Origin of the sequence: Oceanihabitans sp. 2_MG-2023 (assembly GCF_030547245.1) — a bacterium.
Taxonomy (GTDB): domain Bacteria; phylum Bacteroidota; class Bacteroidia; order Flavobacteriales; family Flavobacteriaceae; genus Oceanihabitans.
The window spans coordinates 19,106-37,065 of sequence record NZ_JAUOQT010000002.1 but is presented as its reverse complement, the minus strand read 5'-3'; the positions used below and the strand labels follow the sequence as shown (position 1 = coordinate 37,065).

General features: G+C 32.3%; 14 protein-coding genes. 5 read left to right on the top strand and 9 right to left on the bottom strand.

The window, feature by feature from the left end:
- Positions 1-2 precede the first annotated feature (2 nt).
- The gene (locus tag Q4512_RS04080; RefSeq protein WP_303421867.1) at positions 3-1,994 is read right to left on the bottom strand and encodes a urocanate hydratase; all 1,992 of its coding nucleotides are present in this window, start codon (positions 1,992-1,994) and stop codon (positions 3-5) included.
- An 11-nt stretch (positions 1,995-2,005) separates the two neighbouring features.
- On the bottom strand, positions 2,006-2,179 hold the full coding sequence (locus Q4512_RS04075; RefSeq protein WP_303421865.1) for a DUF5522 domain-containing protein: 174 nt from the start codon (positions 2,177-2,179) through the stop codon (positions 2,006-2,008).
- Between the two features lie 47 nt (positions 2,180-2,226).
- On the opposite strand from Q4512_RS04075, the gene Q4512_RS04070 reads away from it, so the two are divergent.
- On the top strand, positions 2,227-2,550 hold the full coding sequence (locus tag Q4512_RS04070) for a hypothetical protein (protein ID WP_303421863.1): 324 nt from the start codon (positions 2,227-2,229) through the stop codon (positions 2,548-2,550).
- Here the strand turns inward: Q4512_RS04070 and Q4512_RS04065 are convergent.
- A complete protein-coding gene (locus Q4512_RS04065; protein WP_303421861.1) occupies positions 2,547-7,679 on the bottom strand; it encodes a GEVED domain-containing protein in 5,133 nt (1,710 codons plus the stop codon). The two genes, Q4512_RS04070 and Q4512_RS04065, sit on opposite strands and share 4 nt — an antisense overlap.
- Before the next feature lie 238 nt (positions 7,680-7,917).
- Between Q4512_RS04065 and Q4512_RS04060 the strand changes: the two genes are divergently transcribed.
- From Q4512_RS04060 to hemL, 3 genes are read left to right on the top strand one after another with little or no spacing between them, the layout of a single operon-like run.
- Positions 7,918-8,805 carry a 1-aminocyclopropane-1-carboxylate deaminase/D-cysteine desulfhydrase gene (locus tag Q4512_RS04060; RefSeq protein WP_303421860.1) on the top strand — a complete coding sequence of 296 codons (888 nt, stop codon included), beginning with the start codon at positions 7,918-7,920 and terminating at the stop codon, positions 8,803-8,805.
- A 3-nt stretch (positions 8,806-8,808) separates the two neighbouring features.
- On the top strand, positions 8,809-9,606 hold the full coding sequence (locus Q4512_RS04055; RefSeq protein WP_303421859.1) for a glucosaminidase domain-containing protein: 798 nt from the start codon (positions 8,809-8,811) through the stop codon (positions 9,604-9,606).
- A 5-nt stretch (positions 9,607-9,611) separates the two neighbouring features.
- The gene (gene hemL / locus Q4512_RS04050) at positions 9,612-10,898 is read left to right on the top strand and encodes a glutamate-1-semialdehyde 2,1-aminomutase (protein ID WP_303421858.1); all 1,287 of its coding nucleotides are present in this window, start codon (positions 9,612-9,614) and stop codon (positions 10,896-10,898) included.
- 56 nt (positions 10,899-10,954) lie between these two features.
- On the opposite strand, the gene Q4512_RS04045 is transcribed toward hemL, so the two are convergent.
- Positions 10,955-11,401: a hypothetical protein gene (locus tag Q4512_RS04045; RefSeq protein WP_303421857.1), complete on the bottom strand. Its 447-nt coding sequence runs from the start codon at positions 11,399-11,401 to the stop codon at positions 10,955-10,957.
- Positions 11,402-11,552: 151 nt separating this feature from the next.
- Between Q4512_RS04045 and Q4512_RS04040 the strand changes: the two genes are divergently transcribed.
- Positions 11,553-13,193 (top strand): dipeptidyl-peptidase 3 family protein, encoded by a 1,641-nt coding sequence (locus Q4512_RS04040; protein ID WP_303421856.1) that lies wholly within the window; start codon positions 11,553-11,555, stop codon positions 13,191-13,193.
- Between the two features lie 71 nt (positions 13,194-13,264).
- Here Q4512_RS04040 and Q4512_RS04035 read toward each other — a convergent pair whose 3' ends face one another.
- The 5 genes from Q4512_RS04035 to Q4512_RS04015 form a co-directional block, all read right to left on the bottom strand.
- Positions 13,265-14,506 (bottom strand): fibronectin type III domain-containing protein, encoded by a 1,242-nt coding sequence (locus tag Q4512_RS04035; protein ID WP_303421855.1) that lies wholly within the window; start codon positions 14,504-14,506, stop codon positions 13,265-13,267.
- 107 nt (positions 14,507-14,613) lie between these two features.
- On the bottom strand, positions 14,614-15,774 hold the full coding sequence (locus Q4512_RS04030) for a M20/M25/M40 family metallo-hydrolase (protein WP_303421854.1): 1,161 nt from the start codon (positions 15,772-15,774) through the stop codon (positions 14,614-14,616).
- A gap of 46 nt (positions 15,775-15,820) precedes the next feature.
- Positions 15,821-16,351: a YceI family protein gene (locus tag Q4512_RS04025; protein ID WP_303421853.1), complete on the bottom strand. Its 531-nt coding sequence runs from the start codon at positions 16,349-16,351 to the stop codon at positions 15,821-15,823.
- A gap of 73 nt (positions 16,352-16,424) precedes the next feature.
- Entirely contained in the window at positions 16,425-16,949 is a 525-nt protein-coding gene (locus Q4512_RS04020) for a YceI family protein (protein ID WP_303421852.1), read from the bottom strand.
- 118 nt (positions 16,950-17,067) lie between these two features.
- On the bottom strand, positions 17,068-17,928 hold the full coding sequence (locus Q4512_RS04015; protein ID WP_303421851.1) for an energy transducer TonB: 861 nt from the start codon (positions 17,926-17,928) through the stop codon (positions 17,068-17,070).
- Positions 17,929-17,960 lie beyond the last annotated feature (32 nt).

The following is a 17,960-nucleotide window of genomic DNA, read 5'->3' as shown; positions in this document are numbered from 1 at the left end:
TTCTAATTCAATAAAGCATCATCTACGTGATTTGGAAGTGTTACTTTTAAATTAGGTTCTATTTCCATGGCACGTTTAATAGCAAACTCTGCCCCCGAATTTCGTGCCCAACTTCGTCTTGAAATCCCGTTGTTTACGTCCCAGAAGAGCATGGTTTTTAATCGTTTAGATGCTTCTATAGTACCATCAAGAACCATACCAAATCCACCATTTATAACTTCTCCCCAACCAACGCCACCACCATTGTGTATACTAACCCAAGTGGCACCTCTAAAGCTGTCACCAATTACATTTTGTATCGCCATATCTGCTGTAAAGCGAGAGCCATCATAAATATTACTTGTTTCTCTATATGGAGAGTCTGTTCCTGATACATCATGATGATCTCTTCCTAAAACAACATATCCTATTTCTTTTTTTGCAATAGCTTCATTAAATGCTTGTGCAATTTTCATACGTCCTTCGGCATCTGCATACAGTATTCTTGCTTGTGAGCCAACTACCAATTTGTTTTCTTGGGCTCCTTTAATCCATGTAATATTATCTTGCATTTGTTGCTGAATTTCTTCAGGAGAATTTCTCATGATCTCTTCTAAAACGTCACATGCAATAGTGTCTGTTTTCGCTAAGTCTTCTGGCTTTCCTGAGGTGCAAACCCAACGAAATGGACCGAAACCATAATCGAAGCACATTGGCCCCATAATATCTTGAACATAACTTGGGTATTTAAATTCACGCCCAATTGTTGGGTTTTGGGCCATTACATCTGCTCCAGCACGAGAAGCTTCTAATAAAAAAGCATTTCCATAATCAAAGAAATAAGTTCCTTTTGCGGTGTGTTTGTTTATCGCTAAGGCATGACGACGTAATGTTTCTTGAATTTTTTCTTTAAAAAGCTTTGGGTTATTTGCCATCATCTCATTTGCTTTTTCGAATGAGATGTCTACTGGATAATACCCTCCAGCCCAAGGATTATGAAGAGAGGTCTGATCGCTTCCTATATCTATATGAATATTTGCTTCGTCTAATTTCTCCCAAACATCTACTATGTTTCCTAGATATGCTATAGAAATAGTTTCTTTTTCTGTTTTAGCTTTATTAATTCTTACTACTAACTCGTTTAAATCTGTGATTTTTTCGTCTATCCAACCTTGATCTAAACGTACTTGTGTGATTTTCGGATTTACTTCTGCGCAAACAGTAATACAACCTGCAATGTTTCCTGCTTTTGGTTGTGCGCCAGACATACCACCTAAACCAGAGGTTACAAAAAGGTTTCCTTGTGGTTCTTTTTTTATTTTTCTAAACGCATTTAAAACGGTTATTGTAGTGCCATGTACAATTCCTTGTGGTCCAATGTACATGAAACTTCCCGCAGTCATTTGTCCGTATTGTGTTATACCAAGTGCATTGAATTTTTCCCAGTCGTCTGGTTTTGAGTAATTAGGAATCATCATACCATTAGTAACTACAACACGTGGTGCGTTTTTATGACTAGGAAATAATCCCATTGGATGCCCAGAGTACATTACTAGTGTTTGTTCGTTATTCATTTCGGCCAAATACTTCATGGTAAGTCTGTATTGTGCCCAATTAGAAAAAACGCCACCATTACCACCATAGGTAATTAATTCGTGGGGATGTTGTGCAACTGCATAGTCCAGGTTATTTTGAATCATAAGCATGATTGCGGCTGCTTGTTTCGATTTTGCTGGATATTCGTCTATTGGTCTGGCGTACATTTTATAATCTGGACGCAGACGATACATGTAAATTCTTCCGTAGGTTTCTAATTCGTTTTTAAATTCTGGAAGTAATTCTGCATGTTGTTTTTTATTAAAATAACGTAGAGCATTACGGAGTGCTAGTTTTTTTTCTTCAGCAGTTAAAATAGCTTTTCGATTAGGTGCGTGATTTATTTCTATTTCGTATACTTTAGTTTCTGGTAAAATATCTGGTATACCTTCTAGTATTTGCTCTTTAAATGTCTTCATTATAATTTGCTTTACTTTTTTTTAATTGTTTTACCTGAAGTAGAAGAATTATACCCATAAGGACAATGTCTACATCCACTCTCGCAACAGTAACCACGTTTTAAATGGTATTGTGCAGTGAAACATTTGTAGCCTTCTGGAGTTAAGTAATAATCGCCTTCTTCTATTGGAACAAATTTCTTCATGTAACAAATATAATGTAATTTGGTTTGATTTTTGAATGGTGTTAAGTATGATTTTTATTTCAAAATATATGGTTCCTAGAGGGTATACTGGGATTACTATTTTTCCTTTTGTGTTTTTAAAGTATACTAGTTTAATGAAGAATAAGGTTTTAATTAATCATGAAAAAATTCATTTAAGACAGCAGTTAGAATTATTAATTATTCCATTTTATATTTTGTATTTTATTGAGTTTTTAATTGGATTAGTACAGTTAAGAGATTGGCATCAAGCTTATAGAAATATATCTTTTGAAAGAGAGGCTTATATAAATGAAAACGACCTTGATTATTTAAAATCAAGGTCGTTTTGGAAGTTTTTAAAGTATTATTAATTTTTTAAAACTACTTTCTGAATTTTTTGACTTCCGTTTTCAAGAACTGCTTTTACAATATATGCACCTTCCGAAAAATTATTATTATTGAATGTAATTTCAGAAGCATTAATTTCTGTTTGATTAATTAAAGTTCTTCCTAAAAGATCATATACAATAACTGTTTCAATGTTACTGTTTCCAGATTTCACTTTAATGTATTTATTGTTAGGCGCTAAAATTTCTAATCCTGAAATTTCAAAATTATCCACACTTAATGATTCATCAGTATATCTTAATATAAATCGGTCATTGTAAGTTCCTGAATCAATATTAAAACTATAAGGGTTAATTCGTAAATTATGTATTAGGTTTGTGTAAGTGTCTTCAATATAAATAGCTTGATTCGTGTTTTGAAATAATCCGTCTAAAGTATTTATTGCAATAGAATAGTTTCCGTTTTGAGGAATTTCTATACCTAATGCTACAGTATCGTTTTCATCAAAAGGAAGTGATTTTCCTTGTATTCCTAATTCTTCCTCTTCAATTATAGAATAAAACCTGGTGCTAGTTTCGCTTAATTCATGACCATCATAAAGTCTATCCAAACTATTGGAAGCTCCATCTACATAGCCCACAAGTATAGAGTTTGCAGTGTTGTTTGGAGTAATTAAATCTAACCAAATTCTATGTTTTTCAATACTTGAAGAACGATTATTATCTTGAGAGTTTCTATAAAACTGACTGTTGTTTAATGTTTCATTACGCATAATGTTATCAAAGGAAACAGTAGAGTTAACAGGTGCAGTATCTTCCATGAGTACAAAAAAGGATTGTCCAGCTGCTATATCTCCACCAAAACCAGAAGGATTAGATCCAGTGCTATTATAAGCGATATAATCGTTAGGATTATAATTGTAAACAAAGTCTTCATAAAAAGGATCATTAATTGCGTTACTCGGGATGGCTAGATGTCTCCATAAATAAACAGTTCCAGAAATAGCTGGACTTGTATCATCTGCAATTACTGCAGCATTTACAGATATAAAAGTATCTGCAGAAATTGCTGAAGGGTAAGGATTACCAATTAAATTCCAATTGTCATCTAAGTTAGTAGCTATAGTATTACCTCCACCAGCGTAATCTGCTCCGTTGTAGTTACCTCTTGTTATGGCTTTGGTAATTACTCCATTGTTGGGTCTACCTACAAATTCAGGTGTTGACGGTGTCGGTGTTCCTGTTACATTTCTAATGATATATCCTTTACCATTAACCATGTTTTCTGTGGTTGCTTGCCAGTTTCCATAATTTCCAGCACCATTTCCAGGTATTGTTGGTATCCATTCATAAATATATGAAGACCCAGGCGAAACATTAGAAACACTAAACCCTTCAACAGGAGATGACCAATAGATATAATCATATGAACTAGCTATAGTTGCTGTTCTTTGCATATTGATATTTCCATTTCCAGTATTGTTATTAACATTTGGTGCGCCATTGTTAATTTGAATTAAGCTACCATTGTTTCTTATGTTAATGGTTCCATCTAAATGAATCCAATCTGTAACTATTAATTTTGTGTTTGATGATACCTCAAGACTAGCAGAAGATGCAACAGTCAAGTTTAAAGCATTTGCAGGTTGTGGAGGTAAAGGAATTAGATTTACAATATCTGCTACAGGAAAGTCTACATTAGAAACTGCGATATCTGGAATTAGGACACAATCGCTTGATGTTGGTACTCCGTTAGGTTCCCAGTTACCATCTATGTACCAATTGTTATCAATATATCCCATCCATGTTTTACTGGATTGATCTACAATAACATCATCAGAAAAAGTAACTGTATTACCACAAGAAGTATAAGTAACTTCGGCAGTGTAGGTGTCGGGTGTTGTTACTGTTAAAGTTGATCCTGTTCCTATTACTGCAGCTCCTGTGCTTGCAGAATACCATGTTACAGAGTCTGGTGCAATAATAGCTCCATTTGGTACAAATCGCCAAGCTTCGTTGGTTGTTTCCCAGTTAGTGTCTAGACCGTTTCTACATGGAGCAGCAATAGCTTCTCCAGTATTTCCATCTCCTTGTATTCCTACAATGGCATTACCATCATTCCAAGGATAAACGTCACCATTTGCTATTCTTTTTTCTTCAATAAATACTTCAATAATATTTGTAGTTTCATGAAGGACTATCATCCCAGTATACAATCTACTTGCATCATCAAACATTGGAATATCAATCCAAGAAATAATAAATTGTCTACATCCGGGAGTTCCTATTACACGACTTTTAATAGGTGTTCCTAATAAGCCCCTTGGGTCTAAATCGTGATAAACACCATAAATGGTATTGTTAAATAAGGCTCCAGCCAAACTAGGAAGATTTGCGTTAAATGAATAGCCACAATAAGAACCTGGTATATACGAATTATCAAAAGTGATCATACCATTAGCACCAACTAGTGTTTCTGTATATGTATTTCCGTAAAAACAAAAATTAAAACCAAGATTCGTTCTGGCATCAGCCCAAACATCATCATCATCTATTGTTTGTACTCCAGCTCCTCCAAATGTAGGAAACTCATACTCTGGAGCTGGATTTGGGTATGCAATTTGTTCAACAATATAACTGTCTGTTTCTCTTATTGTAGAATGAGCTTGTAACGTTAATGATGGACTGGTACAGTCTAAGCTAAAGCTTGGGTCAGGATCAAAAGGATCAGCTGTAAAAGGATCAACTCCTTGTTCTCCAGCTATTAAAGGGCAAACAGTAGGAGTAGTTATAATATTTGAGCAACCAGTTGTGAATGTTGTGGTAATCCAAACGCCAAAGTCTACTGCATTACAAATTCCTCTTACGAATACATAGTATGTAGTTCCAGCTGTTAATCCAGTAAGATTAACCGTAGTTCCAGTAGTAGTTCCAGAAATATCACCACCAGGAGTTCCTGTAGTATTATCTGTAGAAACAATATATTCATACCCGTTTGCAGGAGCGGGTGCGGGATCTGTCCAACTAATCGTTCCAGTGGTAGTAGATGTAGTAATTCCTGTTAAACTAACAGGGTTGTCTGTACAATTTAAAGGAGTGACTGTTAAAGTGTAATCATGAGTTTCACTATCGTCGTCATAACCACAAGGGTCTGGATCAGAATTTAACCAATCTGATCGTATACGCATTCTATAGTTTCCTGGTGCTGCTGTTCCAAGAACGGTAAAACTACCTATTGTTGGGTCGCTATATCCAGCAGTTTCAAATACCTTTTCATTGGCATCATCAAAATCTGTATCATTATTCCAATCTACCCAAATATTAGTTTCGTAAGTACCTCCAACAAAATTAATAGTAAAATCTACATTAGATCCTGTAAGTTGTTCAACGACCATAGAAGTAAAATCTCCATAGCCAGCTGTTGAAAAACCAGAATTTGTATGGTTAATGTTATTTATAGCTCCTGTTGTAATAAAATCATCAATGTAGTTGCTTGTGTCTGTAGATGATGGAATACAATAGGTTGCTATTAAAGTGGTTTCATTATCAGTAAGTGGGTTTATAGTATTGTAAAGTGGTCCTCCAAAGCAACCAAAATCATTAAAGGAATAAATAAAGAAATAATACGTTGTAGTTGGGTTTAATCCGGTAGCTGTAAAATTTGTATTTTCATCATTATCTACTACGGTTGCTCCAAGTGTCGTATTCCCAATTGCATACGAGGTTGTGTTTGTTGGAGGAGTAGGAGTAGTGCCTGTAGTATTCATTAATACAAGATAGTTGCTGGATGCTGGTGCAGAAGCTGTAAAGCTTCCGTCAATAGAATTATCTGTTATAGTTCCAAACGTTAAGTTTGTTGGTTGTGCTGTTGGTGGTGTACACGCAGAAACACAAGTTCTAGAAATAGTGAAATTTCCAGTATCTGTTGCTCCACCATATGTGTAGTAATCTGCTATATAAATATAATATTCCACACCAAGAATAGGAGTGAAAGTATAGCTTTCAATACCTCCGTTTCCAGTACTATCTTCACAAGTAATATTAGTTAAAGAACCGCAACTACCACTTGCAATAGCCATTTCATGATCAAAACTAGCAGCTGCATCTGTAGTAATAGTAGTCTCTATTCCATCTCCTGTAAAGGTGTACCAAACGCCATAGTCACTAATAGAACAACCCGTGCCACTACTCGCTGCTGTTGAATTATTTGTCGTGCCTGCAATATTATCGCCACAGTTTAATGTTACTGCTGCTGAGCAGTCGTCGTTAGTAGGAGTAGTTGGTGGCGTTGAGCATGTCCTAGAAATGGTAAAGTTACCTGTTGTTGCACTTGTAGAATCCCAATGAGCTATATATATATAATAGTTGGTTCCTATAGAACTAGTAAAGGTGTAACTTTCTGTACCATTTGTAAAATCACTATCTTCACAGCTAATATTTGTTAAGGTGCCACAACTACCACTTACTATGTTCATTTCATGATCCCAACCGCCTGATGAAGTTGATGATATTGTTGTTTGTTGCCCATCTCCAATAAATGAGTACCAAACTCCATAGTTGCTTATTGTGCAACCAGTAGAGATTGTAGTATTAGAACTACCTATGGTTGATCCAGATATATTTGTATCACCACAGTTTAATGTTGTTGCAGTTGAGCAGTCATCGTTAGCTAGAGGTGCTGAAGACGTTACGCATATACTATTTAACGTCATAGGATTATTACCACCAGAAACATTTGCTACTTTTATATAATAAATGCCATTATTTAAAGTTGCATTAATTGTTTCGGTTTGTGCTGAATTATTTGCAGTATCATTGTTTGCACAATTTATTTGTGATAATCCTGTACAAGAAGAAGTTGAGCTTATTAATTGTAAAAATAGGTTTCGATTATTTGATAATGCAGTTATATTTATGTCTAAAGGTCCAGTTGTTACTGTAAAAGTGTACCAGCCTTCCCTTTTAAAGTTCGCAAAACCATTGCAAGAAGCAATATTAGGAAGGTCTTGAGTATTGTCTGAAATATTTCCAGAATCACAAACTCCGTCAATGTTTAGTGTAGTGGCAGTTGCACAACTTGTGCCTTGCCCAAAAGTATTCGTAGAAAATAATAGTAGTAAACAAATAATAGGTAATTTAATTATAAATTGCATTTTTTTGCAACGCAGATTTGCGGTCTTAGAGTGTAGTGTTTTCATCATAAACTTTAAATTTGGAACATAAGTTTATATCAAAAAGATATTGTAAGATAATATTTATGTAGATTTTGGGAATCCTTTAATGTGTTATATTTTGTTTTTTAACGATTTTGATTAAAAAATAACAGAATATTAACACTTATAGCTAAAATAGAATAAAATTAATAATAATGTGTGATTTTTCGTTTAAAAGATGGGTTTAACTGTTAAAATTAATTTAACTTCTGATTTTCAGGTTTTTGTAAAGAATATTTACAAGAATCACGCGTTTGTTTCTGGTAATAAGTTGCATAAACTAAAGTATAATATCATAGAAGCTAAGAATCAAAAAAAAAGAACTTTATTAACCTTTGGAGGTGCTTATTCTAATCACATTGCAGCAGTTGCTGCTGCAGGTAATATTTTTGGTTTTGAAACAATAGGTGTTGTTAGAGGTGAAGAGTTAAAAAATAAAATAAACGGAAACCCTACTTTAAGTTTTGCTAAACAGCAGGGAATGCAATTTCAATTTATTTCACGTGATGAATTTAGAAACAAAGGATCTAAACTATTTATTGAAAACTTAGAGCTACAGTTTGGTGATTTTTATTTAATTCCAGAAGGAGGAACTAACAAATTAGCTGTAAAAGGATGTGAGGAAATTTTAGAAGAAGGAGATGAAGTATACGATTATATCTGCTGCCCTGTAGGAACAGGAGGTACAATATCAGGAATAATTAATGCAAGTTTTCCGCATCAAAAAATTCTTGGATTTCCAGCGTTAAAAGGAGACTTTTTACAAGAAGAAATTACTAAATTTACAACCAAAACAAATTGGGAATTAATAACAGATTATCATTTTGGAGGGTATGCTAAAGCAAACGAAGTATTAATACGGTTTATAAATACTTTCAAAGAAGAACATAAGATACCATTAGACCCCGTTTATACAGGGAAAATGCTTTATGGTATACAGGATTTAATTGCAAAAGATTTTTTTCCGAAGCAATCTAAAATATTAATTATTCATACTGGAGGATTACAAGGTATAGAAGGTATGAATACCGTTTTAAAAAAGAAGAATTTACCATTGATTCAATAAAAAATGAAGAAAATAATTGTAATAAGCTGCCTAACTTTTTTTATGTTTAGTTGCGGCTCCAGTAAAAAAGTTGTTACTAAAAAAGATAAAAGGGAAGTAGTAAATAAGACTACTGAAATAGAACCAAAACAACAAGAAGTAACCACACCAGAAATTACTCCAACTACTCCTGAAGTTTATGCAAATTCTACCGAAGAGTATATTGCTATTTATAGTGATATAGCTCAAGATGAAATGCGTAAATATGGTATTCCTGCTAGTATTACCTTAGCTCAAGGTATTTTAGAATCGGCTTCAGGAAAAGGAAGACTTTCAGTTGAGGCGAATAACCACTTTGGTATTAAATGTCATGATTGGACAGGAGCTAAAATTTATCATGATGATGATGCATCTCAAGAATGTTTCCGAAAATATAATAATTCGAAATATTCCTTTAGAGACCATTCGTTATTCTTAACAGGACGAAAAAGATATAGTAATTTGTTTGATTTTGAACAAGATGATTACCAATCTTGGGCAAAAGGATTACGAGCTGCTGGTTATGCTACAGATAGAAAATACCCTGTAAAGTTAATTAGCTTAATTGAACGTTATCAGTTGTATCGATTTGATGCAGAAGTTTTAGGAAAAAATGCAGCGAATAATGATAAGTATACTGTAGCAAAAGGAGATACTTTATATTCTATTTCTAAAAAATATAAAATTACAGTTCAAGAACTTCAAGAATTAAATGGTTTAAATGATACAGGTTTGTTTGTAGGGCAAGTATTATATGTAAAACCAATACCAAAAGATTATTAAATTTTATGAATTATATACGTAGTAGTGCATTATTTACAGAAGCTGAAAAAGTAATACCAGGCGGAGTAAATTCACCTGTAAGAGCTTTTAAAGCTGTAGGAGGTACACCAATATTTATTAAAGAAGCAAAAGGAGCTTATTTAATAGATGAAGATAATAACCAATATATAGATTATATTAATTCTTGGGGACCAATGATACTTGGTCATGCTTTTAAACCAGTTGTTGATGCTGTTGTAGAAAAGACAAAAAAAGGAACATCTTTTGGGACACCTACCGAAATTGAAACGCAAATTGCAGCATTAGCAGTTGCAATGGTTCCAAATATCGAAATGATTCGTTTTGTAAATTCTGGAACAGAAGCTTGCATGAGTGCAGTTCGCCTTGCTCGAGGTTTTACAGGTAAAGACAAGATTATTAAATTTGCAGGCTGCTACCATGGTCATAGCGATTCGTTTTTAATTCAAGCTGGTAGTGGAGCGGTGACTTTTGGGTCGCCAAATAGCCCAGGAGTAACGGACGGTACAGCAAAAGATACCTTACTTGCAGCTTATAATAATATAGAAAATGTAAAGCAAATTATTGAAGCCAATAAAAACGAAATAGCTTGTATTATTCTAGAGCCAGTTGCTGGTAATATGGGATGTATTCCTCCAAAAAATAATTTTTTAAAACAATTAAGAGAAGTATGCGATGCAAATAATATTCTTTTAATTTTTGATGAGGTTATGACCGGTTTCAGACTTGCAAAAGGAGGAGCTCAAGAACTGTACACCATAAAAGCAGATATTGTTTGTTTTGGTAAAGTAATAGGAGGAGGATTACCGGTTGGTGCTTTTGCTGCTAATAAAGAAATTATGAGTTGTTTAGCTCCTCTTGGTCCTGTATATCAAGCAGGAACTTTAAGTGGAAACCCATTAGCAATGGCTGCAGGTTTAGCTATGTTACAAGAATTAAATAAAGATGCCGAAATTTATAATCGCCTTGCTGAAAAAACCGAGTATTTACATAAAGGAATTACTAAGGTTTTAAACCAAAACAATATAATACATACTATAAATAGAATAGGGTCCATGATTTCTGTGCATTTTGCTGAAGGTGAAGTTTTAGATTTTAAAACTTCAGCCGAAGGAAATAACGACACTTTTAAAAAGTTCTTTCATGGTATGTTAAATGAAGGAATTTATATTGCGCCAAGTGCTTTTGAAACATGGTTTATTACGGATGCTTTAACTTATACCGATTTAGATAAAACAATACGTGCAGTAGATACAGTAGCAAAAACCTTATAAAAATAAAAGCACCTTAAAGGATTTCTCCTTTAAGGTGCTAAAAAAAAACTAACTAACTATTCTTGATTTGCTCCGCCTTTGCGCTTTCCTTTTCTGCTTTTCTCATCCATTTTATGCTTTCTTTTCCCTTGTTGCTTTTCCCATTTAGCATATTGCTCTGCATTTAAAATGCTTTTCATTTTTTGTTTTGTAGCAATTTGAGCATCTAATCTGTCATTCTGCATTTTAAGCATTTCTTCTTTGCTAGGTTTTTCATCCGATTCTTTTCTACTTTTTCTAGCCTCCATTTTTGCTTTTCTAGCTTTGGCATTTTCTAAATTAAGGACACCAATTTCTTTTTGTTGTGCTTCCGTTAGATCTAAATCTAAAGTCATTTTTTTAGTTTGTAATTGAGCCATTTCTTCTGGAGCTAAATCTGCACCTCTATGTTTTCTCTCTTTTTTGTCTTGAGCACTAACTTGAATGGTTACTAAGGCTAATGCTATAATTAATAATTTTTTCATCTGTTTAAGTTTTTATTGTTATTTGCTTCTAGGACACTTAGAAAATGAAAAAGTTTAATTGCTAAAGTGTATTTAACTAGACATTAACATTTTTACTAGTTGTTAAAATGGTTATCTTTGATACTATTAATTAAAAAAAAGAAATAGAAATATGAAACGAATAATAATCCTCTTATTAATAGCTTTTTCTATGTTTTCTTGTAAAAACGAAGCTAAACAAGCCGAAGAAAATGTTGTAGTAAAACCAACAGAAATGGAACAGAATTTAAATAAATATGTGTCCGTAAAACTCACTGCAGATATAAGCGTGCTTACCGAAAACGAACAGAAAATGCTTCCTATTTTAATAGATGCAGCGAATAAAATGAACGATTTGTTTTGGTATGAAGCTTATGGAGATTGTGACGCTTTATTAAACGAAATTAAAGACGTGAACACCAAAAAATATGTGAAAATAAATTATGGCCCTTGGGATCGTTTAAACGGAAATACTCCTTTTATAGATGGAATTGGAGAAAAACCAGCTGGAGCAAATTTCTATCCAAAAGATATGACTAAAGAAGAATTTGATACAGCCCAAATGAAAGATAAGTCTAGTATTTATAATTTTGTTCGTCGTGATGAAAACGGGAAATTATTTACCATTCCATATCATGAAAAATTTAAGCATGAAGTTGCAGAGGTTTCCGAATTACTTTTAGAAGCATCTAAACTTGCAGCAGATACTGGGTTGAAAAAATATTTAGAATTACGAGCGGCTGCTTTATTAAATGATGAATACCAAAAAAGTGATTTAGCTTGGATGGACATGAAAACAAACACGCTAGACATTGTTATTGGCCCAATAGAAACGTACGAAGATCAACTATTTGGAAACAAAGCCGCACATGAAGGTTATGTACTTATTAAAGATCAAGCATGGAGTAAGCGTTTGGCTAAGTTTTCGGCGTACTTACCCGAATTACAAAAAAATCTTCCTGTTGATGCAGCATACAAAAAAGAAACACCAGGAACAGATAGTGATTTAAATGCATACGATGTTGTCTTTTACGCTGGAGATTGTAATTCTGGTAGTAAAACGATTGCTATAAATTTACCAAATGATGAAGAAGTGCAACTAGCAAAAGGTACTAGAAGGTTACAACTTAAAAACGCAATGCAAGCTAAATTTGATAAAATACTTTTACCGATTTCTAATGTTTTAATAGATGAGAGCCAGCGTAAACACATAACGTTTGATGCTTTTTTTGCAAATACGATGTTTCATGAAGTTGCACATGGTTTAGGAATTAAAAATACCATTAACAATACTGGAACAGTAAGAGAATCTTTAAAAGAACACGCAAGTGCTCTAGAAGAAGGGAAAGCAGATATTCTTGGTTTATATATGATTCAACAACTACAAGCTAAAGGGGAATTAAAAGAAGATATAAAAGATAATATGGTAACTTTTATGGCTGGAATATTTAGATCTGTTCGTTTTGGCGCTTCTTCTGCACATGGAAAGGCAAATATGATTCGTTTTAATTTCTTTAAAGAAAAAGGTGCTTTTACTAGAAATGATGATGGTACTTTTAAAGTGAATTTTGATAAAATGGAAGATGCAATGAAAGATTTATCTAACCTAATATTAACATTACAAGGAAATGGAGATTATGATGGTGTAGCTGCACTGGTAGCAGATAAAGGTGTTATTACTTCTAGTTTACAAGCAGATTTAGACCGATTAAGTGCTGCTAATATTCCTGTAGATGTTGTTTTTGAACAAGGAAAAAAGGTTTTAGGTTTATAGGAAGAAAACAGAATTTATTATATAAAAAAAGGCTTTCGAGTAAACGAAAGCCTTTTTTTATAATTTATGTTTTATAGAGAATTTATAAATTCTTCTATTAAATTATAGCCTTCTTCATGTAAAACTGTGGTGCCAATATATGGCATCGAGTAGCCATCTACATAACTTTGCGTTCTAGCTTGTATAGAATATCTATATAAATAAATGTCTGTAGCATCAAAAGATGTTTCTAGTCTAAAATCTAGACTGGTAGTAGGGTTGCAAGTTCCTCCTGGAGAATGGCAATGCGCACAGTTTACATCGAAATATGCTCTAGCTCTTTGTGTAACAGTATAATTTCTATCATCTTCCCAATCTGGTAATACACTAATGCTAGAAGGATCTGTAAGATTTGTTAAGTAATTATTATCAATAAAATCTTGTAATTGGTTATTAAAATTCATGGAACGTAATTTAGGTCCAATTGGTGTAATAACATCTGCATTACTATGGCAAGTAAAACAATCTGTATTCGAAGGTATTTTGTAATTTAAATTCTTCGTTTCTCCAGCACCATCAATATAACTATATGCTACCACACTTCCATCTAAATCTAGAGTAGCTTCCGTTTGTGTATCATTCCAGGTGTAATTTCCAGTTTCCCATACACCGTTTTGTTTAATTAAAATTCGGGTTTCCATGATTCGTTTTCCTAATGTTTCATCACGTTCATCATTAAAATAATAGAATGTTTTTGCAATAACCGTATTGTCTGGAAATGTAGGTAAACCATTATCTACATGTTGCATTGCTTCTCCAGAAGGTAAAGCGATTAAACGTTGTTTATGCGAATAGTCTGTAAATAAAGGAGTAATTAAATCATATTCAAAAGCATAAGGACCAGGAGTTAATTCTGCAATATCTCCAGCGAAAATATGTAAATCAGATAGGTTGTTTAAAAATTGAGCTACCACTATTGGAGCAGTAGTTGTAAAACTTACCACTTCAGTTTGTAAACTAACATTATCGCTACAAATAGATTGAATATAAACATCATAAGTTGTATTCGCTTCCAATCCAATTAGCGTAGCCGTTTTTTCCGTAGTTTCCATGGTTGTACCTAAGCCAATTGTAAAACCAGAAATCCCATATTCTAAATTATAGGATGCAGGTGTATTACTGTCCTCCCAAGTAATAGTAGTGCTTTCGTGCGTTGTATTACTAAATTGAAGGTTTGTTGGTGTTGTACATTGTGCAATAAAGTCGTCATCAGGATCATTAAAACAAGATACTAATGTAAATGCAACTAATAAGGTTAAAATTACTTTCTTCATAAATGATAATTAAATAGCTGTCGTGAAAGTAATAAAATAGATATAATAATGAATAAAAAATGCCTATAAATTTTATTTATAGGCATTTAAAAGTAATTAATATGATACTAATTAAGTATTAGTTTTTTTGTTGTGGATTCTTTATCTGTTTTAACAACTGCTATATAAATGCCTTTTCTTAATTTCTTTAAATTTAAAGCTTGTAGATGCTGTAGGTTTGACTTTTTATATACCTCTTTTCCTAAAACATCATAAATAATTAATGAATTATTTGTGGTTGTTTCTGTTAAAAAATTAATATTTACAATTCCATTATTACTAGGGTTTGGATATATTTTAAAGAGTTCTAATTTGTTTTCAGTAATGCTTAAAGGATTTGTACTAACAGCATATTCTAATAAAGCACCTAAAGATCCTTTGGTAACTTGAGTTAAAAATGTAGGATCCATATTTGCTAAAACATCTGTAGTTGTATGCGCATGTGTTGTTTCGTTTGTTTCATATAAGCCAGTAATAATTTCTCCATTATTTTCAAAAGGAATATAATCGGAAGCGTAGGCATATGAAATTACTGTATTTAAGTTAGAATATAATTCAACACAGTTTGCTAGAATAGTAGTCATTGCTGAAGAAGCACTATTGTTTGCAGGTGGATTACTTCGGTCTTCCTCACATGTTATGGTGTCATTTGTTTCTCCATTTACTCCGCCTACTTGGTCTAAATTAAATACTAAACGTATATCTAAGTTTTCTGGATTTACTGTATTATTTACATAATATTGACTACCTATTAACCCTTCTTCTTCGCCACTAAAATGTATAAACTTAATGGAGTATTCTGTATCTATATCTTTTAATAATCTTGCTACTTCTAATATTAATGTGGTACCACTTCCATTGTCGTTTGTTCCAGGACCATTAATAGTATCATAATGGCCATCAATAATTATGAAGGTGTCAGGGTAAACGGTTCCTGTTTTAGTAACTATAATATTATTACTTGTTCCAGAAGAGTATGTAAAAGGTTGTAAAGTAATATCTGTGTAGCCTAAAGCTGTGTATCTAGAAGTTATCCAATTTTGAGCGTTCGTTAAAGCTGTTGTTCCAACTTCTTTTACCCCAAAGTTTTCAAAAGTAGTTAAATCTGCAAGTATATTAGAAGCAGAAACATTATCTACAACACTTTGATAATAGGTGTTGTATGTTTGTGCATAGGTAGAAAGGCTAAAAATAAATAATGCAGTTATTTTGAGTAAAGTTAGTTTCATATATTAAAATTTAGGCTAAAATAGAGTATTTTTAATAATCTATTAGTTAATTGATTTTACAAGTAATATGTACTGTGGCTTCGGTACCTACTCTCATGGTTCCAAATTCTTCTCCTAGATTATAATCAAATCTATTTATAATTAAATTACCATCGAAGGTGTTTTTAGAAAAAGTAAAGGGGATTTCAACTTCTTTTGTAACACCATGAATAGTTAGGTTTCCTATGGTATTATAACCGTTTTTTGTTTTTGTTACAGCGGAAGAAATAAAACAAATTTCAGGATATTTTTCTACATCAAAAAAATCAGAATTACGTAAATGCGCATCTCTTTTTTTATTTTTAGTATTTATTGTTGTTGCATCTACACAAATATTAAAACTGGCGTTTTCTAAAGCCGAAGTGTTTAAAATAAAATCTCCTTGCATTCCAGTAAAAGTTCCTTTTACTTTAAAGATTCCTCCTCCTGTAATATGAAAATTAATTTCAGATTTTTCTTGATTTATAGTCTGTTGTGCTTGAATTGTAGCGTAATTAGTTAAAAAAAATACAGCTAATAGAAATGTAATGTTTTTCATGTTCTTCTGTTTTAGTAGTAAAATAGTCGAATTAAAGCTACAATAATTTCAAAACAATAAAGAATAATTAACTTTAATTAACGATACATTTTATTTCAATTTTCACCATTTCTCCAATTGCAAATGGATTTTCGTTTTCGCCAAGATGATAATCGGTTCTGTTTATTTTAAAGGCTCCAATAAAAATATTGTTTTTATAGGTGAAAGGGATATTTACATCACGAGAAACACCTAACATCGTTAGTTTTCCTAAAGCTGTATAGCCTGTTTTTGATTTCTGGATATTAGACGAAGTATAACAAATCGTAGGATTGTTTTCTACATAAAAAAAATCTTCAGAACGTAAATGTGTATCTCTTTCTTCGTTTTCTGTATTTATTGTTTTAGCTGAAATACAAACATCTATTTCTGATTTACTTAAGTCATCGACATCTAACTTAAAAATTCCTGTCATTTCTTTAAATGTACCTTTAACATTACTAACAATTAAATTGTTGATTTTAAAATTAACAATAGATTTTTCGGTGTTAATTTCTTGTGCCAGAAAAGTAAATGGAAACAAAAATAAAAGCACTAGTGCAATGGATAACTTTTTCATTTATTAAAAGTTTTAAATCTAGTTGTTGCTTTAGGGAGAATTTGTAATTAAATATAATAAAAAAAAAGGAACTCCATTTTAGGAGTTCCTTTTATATAATTTTAATTTGTAAATAATATTAACAACCCATTGTACCAAAAGAGACAACAAGTTCTTGGTCTGTTTTTTCTCCTTTTGCATTTTCAGCAGGTTTCCATGAACCTTGTGTTTCTAAAATAAGGGATTTCATTGTTTCATCTACAAGTGGGTAACTGCTAGATCTGTCTAAGCTTATATTTTTAATTCCTCCTTCTTTAGTTACTGTAAATTTTAATTTAGCAGCTTGTAATGTATTAGGATCTACTTTCGCTTTTAATCTAGCATCTAAACTATTTTCTCTTAAAAACTTTTTTAAAGCATCTTTTCCATGTTTGTAAGTTGCTTCTTTTTCTGGTACAATGGTTAAATGTGGAGAATCGTTGCTGTACTCTAATAAACCTGTTACTTTATTCTTTTTTTGAAAAACAATATTTATTAAAAAATTACTACCATAATTGGCATTTTGTAAAAGATTTAATTGTGCTTCTGTTAGTTCTTTGTTTGTTGTAATTTCACGCGTATCTGTTTGAATATCGTTTTCAACGATAATAATTTCAGCATATTTTAATATTTCAATAGCATGGATGGTTTCTTCATCATAAAAAGAATGAATAGAAGTTGCATTATCGATCACACTTTTTTTAATAGGAGCAAATCTAGAGCCAACATCGTAAATAAATTCATCTTCGGTTAAAACGTTAAATGCAATTGGGCCATAGTTTTCCGCTTCATTTATATTGATGCTTTCCTTTTTAATTTTATTAGAAACAGTATTTAAAGCAATTTTATTAGCGTCTTTGGTACTCGCTTTTTCTGTTTTAAAATCTTGCCAGTTTATACCAAAAGCGGTTAAGCTTAATGTAACAATAACAGCTGCAAAAATTAATATAGTCTTTTTCATGTCTTTAAATTTAGTGATTAATAAATAGATTG

What these genes read in the sequence shown, in the direction of transcription:
- Q4512_RS04080 (WP_303421867.1), bottom strand. Translation starts at nt 1,994, where the DNA reads ATGAAGACATTTAAAGAGCAAATACTAGAAGGTATACCAGATATTTTA.
- Q4512_RS04075 (WP_303421865.1), bottom strand. Translation starts at nt 2,179, where the DNA reads ATGAAGAAATTTGTTCCAATAGAAGAAGGCGATTATTACTTAACTCCA.
- Q4512_RS04070 (WP_303421863.1), top strand. Translation starts at nt 2,227, where the DNA reads ATGATTTTTATTTCAAAATATATGGTTCCTAGAGGGTATACTGGGATT.
- Q4512_RS04065 (WP_303421861.1), bottom strand. Translation starts at nt 7,679, where the DNA reads ATGCAATTTATAATTAAATTACCTATTATTTGTTTACTACTATTATTT.
- Q4512_RS04060 (WP_303421860.1), top strand. Translation starts at nt 7,918, where the DNA reads ATGGGTTTAACTGTTAAAATTAATTTAACTTCTGATTTTCAGGTTTTT.
- Q4512_RS04055 (WP_303421859.1), top strand. Translation starts at nt 8,809, where the DNA reads ATGAAGAAAATAATTGTAATAAGCTGCCTAACTTTTTTTATGTTTAGT.
- hemL (WP_303421858.1), top strand. Translation starts at nt 9,612, where the DNA reads ATGAATTATATACGTAGTAGTGCATTATTTACAGAAGCTGAAAAAGTA.
- Q4512_RS04045 (WP_303421857.1), bottom strand. Translation starts at nt 11,401, where the DNA reads ATGAAAAAATTATTAATTATAGCATTAGCCTTAGTAACCATTCAAGTT.
- Q4512_RS04040 (WP_303421856.1), top strand. Translation starts at nt 11,553, where the DNA reads ATGAAACGAATAATAATCCTCTTATTAATAGCTTTTTCTATGTTTTCT.
- Q4512_RS04035 (WP_303421855.1), bottom strand. Translation starts at nt 14,506, where the DNA reads ATGAAGAAAGTAATTTTAACCTTATTAGTTGCATTTACATTAGTATCT.
- Q4512_RS04030 (WP_303421854.1), bottom strand. Translation starts at nt 15,774, where the DNA reads ATGAAACTAACTTTACTCAAAATAACTGCATTATTTATTTTTAGCCTT.
- Q4512_RS04025 (WP_303421853.1), bottom strand. Translation starts at nt 16,351, where the DNA reads ATGAAAAACATTACATTTCTATTAGCTGTATTTTTTTTAACTAATTAC.
- Q4512_RS04020 (WP_303421852.1), bottom strand. Translation starts at nt 16,949, where the DNA reads ATGAAAAAGTTATCCATTGCACTAGTGCTTTTATTTTTGTTTCCATTT.
- Q4512_RS04015 (WP_303421851.1), bottom strand. Translation starts at nt 17,928, where the DNA reads ATGAAAAAGACTATATTAATTTTTGCAGCTGTTATTGTTACATTAAGC.